Origin of the sequence: Buttiauxella sp. BIGb0552 (genome assembly GCF_004366275.1) — a bacterium.
GTDB classification, from domain to species: Bacteria; Pseudomonadota; Gammaproteobacteria; order Enterobacterales; family Enterobacteriaceae; genus Buttiauxella; species Buttiauxella gaviniae.
In genome coordinates, this window is record NZ_SODY01000003.1 from 145,380 (window position 1) to 157,835 (window position 12,456).

Consider the following 12,456-nt stretch of genomic DNA (forward strand, 5'->3'; position numbering starts at 1 on the left):
ACGAATCCGTAAACCCTGTAATCCAGTCGCATAACGCGACTGGTTATCTCTCAGGTTTTGATAATAACGTCACGACGCAACAGGTCTAATAATTGGGCTATCAAATTTGTTACTAATTGTTCGCCGTCTAAGTGTATTTCCGGATTCACTGGTGCTTCATAGACTGAGTCAATTCCGGTGAAGTTACGCAGCTCGCCCGCACGAGCTTTTTTGTATAAACCTTTCGGATCGCGCGCTTCGCAGATAGAAAGTGGAGTATCAACAAACACTTCGATAAACCGCCCTTCTCCAACACGGTCGCGCACCATTTGCCGTTCCGCACGATGTGGCGAAATAAATGCGGTTAGCACCACCAGCCCGGCATCGACCATTAAATTGGCGACTTCGCCAACACGACGAATGTTTTCTTTACGATCGGCATCGCTAAAACCCAAATCGCTACACAAACCGTGACGCACATTGTCGCCATCAAGCAAGTAAGTGCTCACGCCAAGTTTATGCAGCGCTTCTTCCAGGGCACCAGCGACGGTGGATTTACCCGAGCCCGAAAGCCCGGTAAACCACAGCACCGCGCCCCGGTTCTGGTGTAGTTTTTCACGCTGCTCAACCGTGACCGGATGGGCGTGCCAGACGACGTTTTCGTCGTGCTCAGCCATTATTTGCCTCCCAGCAAATCGCGTGCACCCCAGTGTGGGAAGTGGCGACGCACCAGCGCATTCAATTCCAGCTCAAACGCGCTAAACGCTGACGGCTCCTGATACACCTCTTCTTGCGGCTCACGCACCATGCCAGCGCCAACCGTCACGTTGGTCAGACGGTCGATGAAAATCAACCCGCCAGTGACCGGGTTTTCCTGGTACTTATCCAACACCAGCGGTTCATCAAAGGTTAAGTCGACCAGGCCAATACCGTTCAGCGGCAGGCTTTCCACCAGACGCTGTGTCAGGCTGTTAATTTCGACCTGGTAGTGAATGTTGTCGACACGGGCACGGGTTTTCTTGCCGGCAACTTTGATGTCATAGCTTTGCCCCGGCACCAGCGGTTGTTCAGCCATCCACACCACATCGACTTTCGCCGTTTGTACCGCAGGCTGCGTGTCATTTGCATCAACCAGCAGGTCGCCACGGCTGATATCAATTTCATCTTTGAGCACCAGCGTAATGGCTTCGCCCGCAGCAGCTTGTTGCAAATCTCCATCAAAAGTGACGATTCGCGCAATGGCTGACTCAACGCCCGATGGCAGAACTTTAACGCGTTGCCCAACTTTCACGATACCCGATGCCAGGGTTCCGGCATAACCACGGAAATCCAGATTTGGGCGGTTCACGTACTGAACCGGGAAACGCATCGGCTGTTGCTCAACGATACGCTTCACTTCAACCGTTTCCAGAAGCTCCAGCAGCGTTGGGCCGGTGTACCACGGCATGTTCGAACTTTGCGTGGCAACGTTGTCACCTTCCAGTGCTGAAAGCGGTACAAAACGAATATCCAGATCCGCAGGAAGCTGCTCGGCAAAGGTCAGGTAATCTTGTTTGATCTGCTCGAAAGTCTCTTCGCTAAAGCTCACCAGATCCATTTTGTTAACCGCAACGACCAGATGCTTGATCCCCAAAAGCGTGGAGATAAAACTGTGGCGGCGCGTTTGATCCAACACGCTCTTACGCGCATCGATCAATAAGATCGCCAGATCGCAAGTCGAGGCACCTGTCGCCATATTGCGGGTGTACTGCTCATGCCCCGGGGTATCAGCAATAATGAATTTACGTTTTTCGGTGGAGAAATAACGGTAAGCCACATCGATAGTAATGCCCTGCTCACGCTCGGCTTGCAGACCATCCACCAGCAATGCCAGATCTAGTTTCTCACCCTGCGTACCGTGGCGTTTGCTGTCGGTGTGCAACGATGAAAGTTGGTCTTCATAAATCTGGCGCGTGTCATGTAGCAAGCGACCAATTAGCGTACTTTTACCATCATCCACACTGCCGCAGGTCAGAAAGCGCAGCAGGCTTTTATTTTGTTGTGCGTGCAGATAGGCTTCAACGCCGCCTTCATCAGCAATTTGTTGTGCAATAGTGGTGTTCATCTGGCGGCTCCTTAGAAATAACCCTGGCGTTTTTTAAGCTCCATGGAGCCTGCCTGGTCGCGGTCAATTGCCCGCCCTTGACGTTCACTGGTGGTCGAAACCAGCATCTCTTCGATGATTTCCGGCAATGTCTGCGCTTCGGATTCAACGGCGCCGGTCAGTGGCCAGCAGCCGAGGGTACGGAAGCGCACCATTTTCTGCTCAATCACTTCACCTGGCTGTAAATCGATGCGGTCATCGTCAACCATCAGCAACATGCCATCGCGCTCCAGCACAGGACGCGGTGCTGCCAGATACAACGGAACGATTTCAATATTTTCCAGGAAGATGTACTGCCAGATATCCAATTCGGTCCAGTTTGAAAGTGGGAACACGCGAATGCTCTCACCTTTATTAATCTGGCCGTTGTAGTTGTGCCACAGTTCAGGACGCTGGTTTTTTGGGTCCCAACGATGGAAACGGTCACGGAACGAATAGATACGTTCTTTAGCACGGGATTTTTCTTCGTCACGACGCGCGCCACCAAAAGCGGCATCAAAACCGTATTTACTTAGCGCCTGCTTCAGACCCTCAGTTTTCATGATGTCAGTATGTTTAGCGCTGCCATGCACGAATGGGTTGATGCCCATCGCCACCCCTTCCGGGTTTTTATGCACTAACAGCTCAAAACCGTAGTTCTTCGCGGTACGGTCACGGAAGTCGTACATCTCACGGAATTTCCAGCCGGTATCCACGTGCAGCAGCGGGAAAGGAAGCGTGCCTGGGTAGAAGGCTTTACGGGCCAAATGCAACATCACCGAGGAGTCTTTACCGATGGAATACATCATCACCGGATTGGCAAATTCGGCGGCGACCTCACGGATGATATGGATGCTTTCCGCCTCCAACTGCCGCAAGTGTGTAAGTCGTTTCTGGTCCATAAACTTCCCTTAGCCGAGGTTTAGTACGGAGGGTCATAGAACCTCCGTTTAAAAATTCATTAGGGGACTATACGGCTGAGGATTATTTGTAATGAAATTACGAATTGGAATGAGTAGTTCCACAAAGGAATAACGCCATGGAAAAGCAAATAACAAAATGTGCTGAACCAGCGATTTAACGTGGCTTTCAGAGCAATTGAAATTGTGTAACGTCCGTCACAGTTTCATACTATGCGTGCAAAAAATTTTCCTGGTTGAAGGACCTCCACTATGTTTTCCGCAATGCGCCACTCGCTAACCAGCCTGGCGTTAAGCATTTGCTGTACCTTGCCCGCAGTTGCCAACACAACGCCAATGGGCAAAATTGCCAGTCAACAAACACGCCACATTGCTACGGTATTCCCAGGACGCATGACCGGTAGCCCCTCGGAAATGCTGGCCGCAGACTACATCAAGCAGCAATTTAGCCAGCTTGGTTACCAAAGCGATATTCGCCGCTTTAACACTCGTTATTTGTACACCACCAAAGATGGTCATCAGAGCTGGCATAACGTTAGTGCAAGCTCTGTCATTGCCGCACGTGAAGGAATTGAGCCGCAGCAAATCATTATCATGGCGCACCTCGATACCTATTCACCGCTCAGTGATAACGATGTAAATAACAATCTTGGTGGTTTAACGCTGCAAGGTGTTGATGACAATGCTTCAGGGCTGGGCGTTATGCTTGAGCTTGCAACGCGCCTGAAAGATATTCCAACGCGCTATGGCATCCGTTTTATCGCCACCAGTGGTGAAGAAATTGGCAAACTAGGTGCGGAAGATGTTCTTAAGCGCATGTCGGCCAGCGAGAAGAAAAATACATTGCTGGTGATTAATCTCGATAACCTGATTGTCGGCGATAAACTCTATTTCAATAGCGGTAAATCAACACCAACCACGGTCAGTAAACTGACGCGCGATCGTGCATTAAAACTGGCGCGCCAGTTAAATGTTAAAGCCGCGACTAATCCAGGACTAAATGCCAAATATCCGAAAGGAACCGGTTGTTGTAACGATGCCGATGTGTTTGATGAAGCCGGCATTCCCGTGCTTTCTGTTGAAGCAACTAACTGGTCATTGGGCAAGAAAGATGGTTATCAGCAACGAGCGAAAAGCAAAGCCTTCCCGGATGGAACCAGTTGGCATAATGGCTTAATCGATAACCAACAGTATCTGGATAAGTGGCTACCAACGCGCATCGAGAAACGCAGCCATGATGTGGTGCGAGTGATGCTGCCACTGGTAAAAGAGCTGGCAAAAGCGAAGCAATAACCCTGCAAATCTTAACTGGCCGGATCGATAAAGCCGGCCGTTTAGTATGACTAATAAAAACACAATTATGTGACCTTCTCGACTCATTTCGACTTTAATTCTGGACACAACCCGGTACCCGAAACTTAAATAGTCATACTAATAAGTGTCAGAGAGAAGGCTATGTCCACCTGGTCCCCGCTATTTATTGATTACGACGATGCCGCAGCGCTACGTATACATTTGACGCGCAATACTCTGCTGGGCGAAACCTTGCGCCTCCAGCAGCAGCAAGTTGAGCAATGGCTGAATGCACCGCTGTGTGTTCCCGGGCATGGGGAAGGCGGCGGGCCGGAACACACACAGCACAAACTGAATTACCAGATGATGAATCTTGCGGGGCGTATGTGGCTCATTACTCAGGATGCGCGGTACAAAGAACGGGTGATTCAGATTCTCTGCATCTATGCCGATCGCTACCCGCAGTTGGGTGATGCCATTAGCCACGACACCAATCCGCCAGGGCGTTTATTCCACCAGACGCTTAACGAACATATGTTTTTGCTCTATGCCGCTGAAGCCTGGCATTGTGTAAAAACTGAATCTACCGCTGAACAAATCCAACATATTGAAAGCAATTTGCTGCGTCTGATGGCGTACGACGCCACGCATACTCACGCTGCAACCTTCGATATTGTGCATAACCATGGGATGTGGTCGGTCGCGGCAGTCGCGATTTGCGGGTACGTGTTAGGTGATGATGAATGGGTGCTGGATTCGCTGTATGGCCTGGCGCGAGATAGTAAAACTGGCGGCTTCTTCGCGCAGCTTAACCAACTATTTTCATGCGACGGTTACTATATAGAAGGGCTTTATTACCAGCGCTTTGCTCTGCGCCCTCTCCTGCTGCTCGCCGAAGCCATCTCCCGCCGCCAGCCTGAACTGAATATCTGGGAATATAACCATCGTATTATTCAACGCGCTTGTTACACCTTGTTTGCGCTGGCCTTCCCCGACGGTACGCTTCCGGCTTTAAATGACGCGTCAAAAACGATGGACTTACGCGATGAAGGTGCCGTTATCGCCGTCAGCCTGTGCTGGCAGCATTACGGAGCGGATGCCCGTCTGGCTGAGTTGGCCCGCTGGCAGTCATGCGTCTGGCCAGGGCTCGGGGCTTTATCACTTTGCAAACATCTGGAAAATTCGCCAGCTCAATCTTTACCATGGCCAAGCCAGTTAGTTCGTGATGGCCAGGACGGTGAGCGTGGGGCGATCGGCGTGTTGCGGGCGCGGGATAATCAGCAAGATGACAATATGGCGCTGCTGTACTGGGGCGGTCACGGCAATATTGCCGGAATGCATTCGGCGTTAAACCACGGTCATTTCGACGGCTTGCACCTGAGCCTGTTTAATCGTGGTCGCGAGTTTTTACGCGATTACGGTTTCGGTCGCTGGGTCAATATCGAATCAAAATTTGGCGGGCGCTACATTCCCGAAAACAATAGCTACTGTAAACAAACCGTCGCCCACAACACGGTGGTGGTAGATGAAGGCTGTCAGCATAATTTTGATAAAAACCAGGCCGCGTTGCACCACGGTGAAACGCACTTCTTTATCACCAATAATCCACACGGCCAGGGGATGAGCGCTCGCAGCCACGATGACTGGGCCGGCGTCAGCCAGCAGCGCACGGTGTTATTACTCAATGTGCCGCAGTGCGAAAAGCCATTGGTGCTCGATCTTTTCAGTCTAAGCAGCAGCGATAAACATCAATATGATTATTGCCTGCACGGGCGTGGACAACTGATCAACACCTCGCTACCAATGAATTATTCGAGGTCATGGCAGCCATTAGGCGATCGGCACGGCTATCAGCATTTATGGGATTGCGCCCGCAGCCCGGTTCCTGAAGGTGAAAGTGGGCAACTGACCTGGCTTGATGGCGATACTTTTTACACCGCAACGGGCGCGTTGCCCCAGGGCGGCGAGCTGATTATTGCTCAGACCGGTGCTGGCGATCCGCAGTTCAATTTACGTGTTGAACCTGCTTGGTTATGGCGTACTCATGGCGACAACGTGGTATTTGCCACCACTATTGAAAGCCACGGCTATTTTGATGAAGCCAGCGAAACCTCACGCAATGCGCGCGGGCAGGTAACACGTGTCGAAGTGCTGGAGCATGAACAGAATGCCCAAACCAAAGTCGCGGTCTATTTTGTGCAAGGCGAAGCGCTGGAAATCATCGTCGATAACCGCCCTGGTGTTGGGCAGTTTTCGGTGCAGCCTTTATAGACGGTGTTTGCTTGCCGTCATCAACGCTAAAGATGCATCATAGGCGGCTTCACCGTCGCCAATCATAATCGCGCGATAAATGCGGTGATGGTCTTCCAGACACATGCCGCCTTCTTTCGACGAATGGCTGATAAACCACTTAAACACGGTGGTCAGCACATTGCCAAACGGGGCATAGAAGCAATTTCCCGAAGCCAGGAAAATAGCACGGTGGAAGCGCGTATCCACATCAACCCAACGATCGGGATCGAACTCTTTCGCTACGGCGCACATTTCTTCATGCACTCGAGAAAGCTCAATACGCTGCTCGCTGGTGGCATTCAACGCGGCAAGGCGTGTTGCATGCGGCTCAATAACGCGGCGGAACTCGAGAAACTGGTGATACATTTCCAGCGTCCCTTCCATGCCGTTCATCCACTCGAGCAACTGAACATCAAGGATGTTCCAGTTATTACGCGGGCGAACACGGGTTCCCACTTTCGGGCGAGATTCAAGCATCCCTTTCGATGACACAAGTTTGAGCGCCTCACGCAATGCCGTACGGCTCACTCCGAGCTGTTCGCAAAGCTCCACTTCGCTGGGCAAAATATCCCCCGGCAAAAGTTGCCCGGAAAGAATCTTGCGGGCGATGTCGCTGGCAATAAGTCCATCCAGACCGCGTTGCGTAGTAGCAATGGTTGTGAATTGCATGCTTTTGTCATACCTGAAAAAGGGAAGGAAATTAGTGTATCACTAAACCATGTAGCCAAAATAATTCGAGTTGCAGTCAGCACCGCTGCAACCCGAAGTATGACGGATACCTTTAAGGGGCCATCTGGCCGCCATTTACATCTAAAATCTGGCCGGTAATGTAGCCGCTCATTGTATGAGATGCAAAGAACAGGAAGCTTGGAGCCACCTCTTCACTGCGCCCAAAACGCCCCATCGCTATCGACCCGGCAATCTTGTCACGCAGTTCCTGCGGTTTATCTTCATGGAACGCGGTATCAATGGTGCCCGGCGAAACAATGTTGAAGCGAATATTATCTTTGGTGAATTCTTTCACCCAGTTGCGATGAATGTCGTGCAACCAGGCTTTTGACGCCGCGTAAATTCCTGCGCCAATGCCACCACCTTCACGCCCTGCAATCGAACCGGTGCTGATTACCGAGGCGGTTTCACCACTGATTTTTGCCGATTCTCGCAGATGAGGAATCGCATATTTGGTCATCATTAATGCCGAGCGTGCGTTCAAGTCCATGACGCGGTCGTAGAAGTCATCGTCGATGCTCTCAAGACCTGCGCGCCCACCTAATCCCCCCGCGTTATTGATAAGCACATCGAGGCCACCAAATTGTTCGACAAAAGCGCTGACCAATTGCTGACAGGCACCTGACTGGGATAAATTAGCCGGGAAATAGCAAACTTCGCCACCTAAACTGCGAAGTCTGGCAAGCTGCGGTTCCATCTCCTGCGCGGAGCGGCGGCCATTAATACCCACTTTTGCGCCGCAGCGTAAAAATGCCTCTGCTGCTGCCAAACCTACGCCTGCCGAAGCGCCAGTCACTAATACACGTTTATTCCGTAAATCAGAAAACATCGGATCACCTCTATTTGTCATTTAGTATTACAAATAATACCAACCCGTTCGGGCTAAGCAAAAGAAAAGCGCCCGGGAAAAGGCGCTTTTGCGAGTTAAAGCATATGTTTCGCTTGCTGCGGGGAATTCTGCCCCACGCGGCAACTCAGGCGTAGCAAATACCCCACGAGGAATATCGATGCGGCACATCCCAGGAACAATAATCGCCCCCACAGCGGGTTTGGAATCAGCACCATCAGCACCATTCCGCCGCTCATCAGCATGGTAATAAAGCCGATTTTTTCGCGTTGCAAGCGGTCAAACGCGCTCTGCTGATCGTCTTCCACCACTTCGGTTTCAATATTCTTGAAGAAGGTTTCAATCTGCTGCTGTTCTTTCACGGAATATGACGTTTCGCGATAGAACAGTTTGGTGCAGATAAAGAAACCACCCGTGAGAACCAGATGCGCAACGATATTAATGATGACGTTGATTTCGCTCAGTTCGCGTTTGGTAAACTCAATTCCCAGCAACTGGCCGAGTGCTTTCGAGGTCAACACATCCATACACATCCACGATACAAAGATGCCGAATACCACTGTTCCCCACGCGGCCCAGCGCGGAGTGCGCTTGATAAACATGCCGAAGAACAGCGGCACCAGGAGTGGAGCCTGAGCAAGTGTTGAAACCGACATCATCAGGTCAAACAAACTCATGCCTTCAAGATGACTGAAGAACAGCGAAACAATAATCACCAGCAAGCCGTTCACAATGCAGAACATTTTCCCGGCAAACAGCTCCGCACGATCACTGATCTTTTTATTACGGCAAACCACCGGCACCCAGAAACTGCGCACGAAAATACCGCTGTTACGATTCAAAGCCGGGTCCATTGTCGACATGGTTGCGGCAAATAAACCGGCAACTAACAAACCAACGGTTCCCGCTGGCATTGCCCGTTCAACAAAGCTCAAATAAATAGTGTCCGAGGCTTTATTTCCGAGTGCGGCATATTGCGCAGTGGCATCCGGGTACAGGCTGGCAGAAACCCACGGTGGAATAAACCAAATCAGCGTTCCTACAGCCATTAATATCATGGCAAAGAAAGCGGCCTTTTGGGCATTCTTTGAGTCTTTCGCATTCAGGAAACGGTAAGAGTCCTGCATGTTATTTATATTTTGCAGCTGTTTTACAATAAAGAAGATAACTGAGCCTAATATCACCACTCCGTAATTCATATTCGGCCCCATAATAAAGCCGGATGGGAAGTGAGTGACCATATTTACCGGGCCGCCAACATTGACTAATGCAACAATGGCACAGGCAACAGAAATAATCGCAACAATTAAGGTTTGCACAAAGTCTGAAGCAACCACGCCCCAGGCTCCGCTTAATAACGAAATCATTAACACCACAATACCGGTAACCCAAATCGTGACCGAAAGATCCCAGTCAAAAACGGTGCTAACAAATATCGCCAGCGCATTCATCATTACCGCGCCGCTCAGAATACTCAGTGGGATAATCACCCATGTGAAGAAGTGTTCGTTCTGCGAACCAAAGCGATGACGAATCACTTCAGTGGCCGTGTCTACCCGCACCTGGCGGAAACGTTTTGCAAACCATAGCCAGGATATTCCGTATGCGATGGTATTGCCGAGGAATATTGCTGCCACCATAAAGCCATCACTAAACGCTTTCCCGGCGGCTCCGGTAAATGTCCAGGCGCTAAACTGCGTCATAAACGCCGTCGCCCCCACCATCCACCACAACATGCGCCCACCGCCACGGAAATAATCACTGGAGGATTTACTGGCCATTTTTTTAAATATAAAACTGATCAACACCATTAAGATGAAATAACCACAGATTACAGCGGTATCATAGATCATAATCGTACCCTTAGGTCAGAGGATTACCAGTTCCAGAGCGTTCCGTCTTCGAGGCGGCTAACAGGAAGATAAGATCTGACATAGGGGTAATTCCCCATGGCGGCTTCATCTATATCTATTCCCAAACCTGGTTTATCAGAAACCAATAGCATTCCATCCTTGAGGGGCAGTTCGTATTTAAATATGCTGTTTAATTCTGGGGTGCCAAAACCAACAAATTCCTGGATACCAAAATTAGGTGCCCAACTATTAAGATGCAAATGAGCCATTGTGGATATGGGTGATAAATCCGGTGCACCATGCGGTGCCATACGCACATGATAAAGGTCGGCAAATGCACTGAGCTTACGCATCGGTGTTATTCCCCCGCCATGTGAAACTGCGGTGCGGATATAATCTATCGATTGTGTTTCGATTAACTCTTTTGCATCCCAGATGGTATTAAATATTTCACCCACGGCCAGCGGCGTCGTGGTGTGCTGGCGAATAATTTGATAACCAGCCGGGTTTTCTGCCGTGACGGTGTCTTCTAAAAACAGCAAATCATACGGCTCCAGCAGTTTCCCTAGCCGTGCCGCTTCTATTGGCGTCAGACGACTATGTACATCATGCAATAAATCAATGCCGTAACCGAAACGTTCGCGAGCCGCTTTGAACAACTCAGGTATGAAATTCATGTATTTGCGCGTAGACCACGCTTGTTCCGGCGGCAACGGGCGATTGCCCTGCAACTCATAGTAATTTTTCTTCCCTTCCAGCGTGCCATAAGTGCCTTTGGTGGATGGAATCGCACATTGCAGACGAATGGCTTTGTAGCCCTGTTCAATAAAATTCGCCGTGTTATCCAGCACTTCATCGATGCTTTCGCCGTTGGCATGAACATACACCGTCACGCCCTGACGGCTTTTTCCACCCAGCAGTTGCCAGACCGGTAGCCCCGCGTGTTTGCCCAGAATGTCCCACAACGCCATGTCGATTGCGCCGATCGCCGTCATCGTCACCGGGCCTTTACGCCAGTACGCACCGCGATAAAGGTACTGCCAGATATCTTCGATATTGCGCGGATCTTTGCCGATAAGACACGGAGCAATGTGCTCTTCCAGGTACGCTGCAACGGCCATTTCCCTGCCATTCAGTGTGGCGTCACCCACACCATAAATCCCTTCGTCCGTTTCAATTTTTACCGTAACAAAATTTCGTCCAGGCCGGCTCACCAGCACTTTTATACGTTCGATCTTCATAGCAACTCTCGTAGGGTTGAGAAAAGACAGGGGGAGTAAATTATTGTATTTGTCGTACTATAGTATTTATAAACTGACTATTGTGTGAACAATGTCGTAATTTTTAAGTTACCAGACGAGGAGTTATTTGTTGCCAGATAGTAAATATTAGCAGTATTTATGAAAACGCCTGAAACAAACATCACTAACACATTGATTATATTGTGTTATATTTAAAGTGATAACAATGATGAATTTGCAGTTGCGAGGGGGACTGTGAAATATCACGAATCTATTAGTATGACTAATAAAAATAAAGACGTGTTCTAATCATAAAAAAGCCCATCGGCTTTGCGCGACAGGCTTCGGGATTATTGTGCTTTCGTGTGTTACTCGTGCAAACCGCACTCGCGCTTCAAACCAAAGAAACGCGTTTCTTCTTCTGCCATACCCTCTTCCCACTTACGTGTGGTGTGAGTGTCGCCCACGGAGAGGTAGCCCTGATCCCACAGCGGGTGGTATTTCAGGCCATTGGCGGTCAGGTATTGGTAAACCTGGCGGTTGTCCCAGTCGATGATTGGCAGGATTTTAAAGACTTCGCGTTGAATCGCCAGCACCGGTAAATTGGCACGGCTGCCAGATTGCTCGCGGCGCAGGCCAGCAAACCACGTTTGGCCGCCCAACTCGCGCAGCGCACGGTTCATTGGCTCAACTTTGTTGATGTCATTGTATTTCTCAATGCCTTCAACACCCTGCTCCCACAGCTTGCCGTAACGCGCTTCCTGCCACGCCGCACTTTCCTTCGCGCTGAATATTTTCAGATTCAGTTTCAGCTTATCCGTCAGCTCATCAATAAACTGGTAGGTTTCCGGGAACAAATAACCGGTATCGGTGAGGATCACAGGGATATCCGGGAATTGTTGCGTCACCAGATGCAAAGAGACCGCAGCCTGAATACCAAAGCTTGAGGAGAGCACAAACTCCCCCGGCAGGTTTTCCAGCGACCAGGTGACACGCTGCTGCGCCGTGAGCTTTTCGAGCTGGCTGTTGACCTCGCCCAGCGCCATTATGCGCTCAACTTTCGGCAGTTCATTCAACGCTTTTAGATCGAGTACCGACATACGTGCCTCGCTAGTTGCTTGATATCATAGTGGACGGCCCCTGCGGCCAATCCACCCTACAACGGTCTTTAGTTGGTCGG

10 protein-coding genes are annotated in these 12,456 nt (G+C 50.2%); 2 read left to right on the forward strand and 8 right to left on the reverse strand.

The window, feature by feature from the left end:
- Positions 1 to 50 precede the first annotated feature (50 nt).
- From cysC to cysD, 3 genes are read right to left on the reverse strand one after another with little or no spacing between them, the layout of a single operon-like run.
- Positions 51 to 656, reverse strand: a complete 606-nt coding sequence (gene cysC / locus EDF88_RS09750) for an adenylyl-sulfate kinase (RefSeq protein ID WP_134184419.1) — start codon at positions 654 to 656, stop codon at positions 51 to 53.
- On the reverse strand, positions 656 to 2,083 hold the full coding sequence (gene cysN, locus EDF88_RS09755; protein ID WP_064513322.1) for a sulfate adenylyltransferase subunit CysN: 1,428 nt from the start codon (positions 2,081 to 2,083) through the stop codon (positions 656 to 658). The genes cysC and cysN overlap by 1 nt, the downstream gene beginning before the upstream one ends.
- 11 nt (positions 2,084 to 2,094) lie before the next feature.
- Entirely contained in the window at positions 2,095 to 3,003 is a 909-nt protein-coding gene (gene cysD / locus EDF88_RS09760) for a sulfate adenylyltransferase subunit CysD (RefSeq protein ID WP_034497961.1), read from the reverse strand.
- A 270-nt stretch (positions 3,004 to 3,273) separates the two neighbouring features.
- On the opposite strand from cysD, the gene EDF88_RS09765 reads away from it, so the two are divergent.
- A complete protein-coding gene (locus EDF88_RS09765; protein ID WP_134184420.1) occupies positions 3,274 to 4,314 on the forward strand; it encodes an aminopeptidase in 1,041 nt (346 codons plus the stop codon).
- A 162-nt stretch (positions 4,315 to 4,476) separates the two neighbouring features.
- Complete coding sequence (locus EDF88_RS09770) at positions 4,477 to 6,585, forward strand: heparinase II/III family protein (protein WP_134184421.1); 2,109 nt, start codon at positions 4,477 to 4,479, stop codon at positions 6,583 to 6,585.
- Here the strand turns inward: EDF88_RS09770 and EDF88_RS09775 are convergent.
- The 5 genes from EDF88_RS09775 to cysH all read right to left on the reverse strand — a co-directional run bounded on the left by EDF88_RS09775 (position 6,580) and on the right by cysH (position 12,376).
- Positions 6,580 to 7,275, reverse strand: a complete 696-nt coding sequence (locus EDF88_RS09775) for a FadR/GntR family transcriptional regulator (protein WP_134184422.1) — start codon at positions 7,273 to 7,275, stop codon at positions 6,580 to 6,582. The genes EDF88_RS09770 and EDF88_RS09775 overlap by 6 nt on opposite strands.
- A gap of 112 nt (positions 7,276 to 7,387) precedes the next feature.
- A complete protein-coding gene (locus tag EDF88_RS09780; RefSeq protein ID WP_134184423.1) occupies positions 7,388 to 8,164 on the reverse strand; it encodes an SDR family oxidoreductase in 777 nt (258 codons plus the stop codon).
- A gap of 95 nt (positions 8,165 to 8,259) precedes the next feature.
- Positions 8,260 to 10,035, reverse strand: coding sequence for a transporter (locus tag EDF88_RS09785; protein ID WP_064513332.1), 1,776 nt, complete (start codon positions 10,033 to 10,035; stop codon positions 8,260 to 8,262).
- A 23-nt stretch (positions 10,036 to 10,058) separates the two neighbouring features.
- Positions 10,059 to 11,276, reverse strand: a complete 1,218-nt coding sequence (manD, locus tag EDF88_RS09790) for a D-mannonate dehydratase ManD (protein ID WP_134184424.1) — start codon at positions 11,274 to 11,276, stop codon at positions 10,059 to 10,061.
- Positions 11,277 to 11,644: 368 nt separating this feature from the next.
- Complete coding sequence (gene cysH / locus EDF88_RS09795) at positions 11,645 to 12,376, reverse strand: phosphoadenosine phosphosulfate reductase (protein ID WP_134184425.1); 732 nt, start codon at positions 12,374 to 12,376, stop codon at positions 11,645 to 11,647.
- Positions 12,377 to 12,456 lie beyond the last annotated feature (80 nt).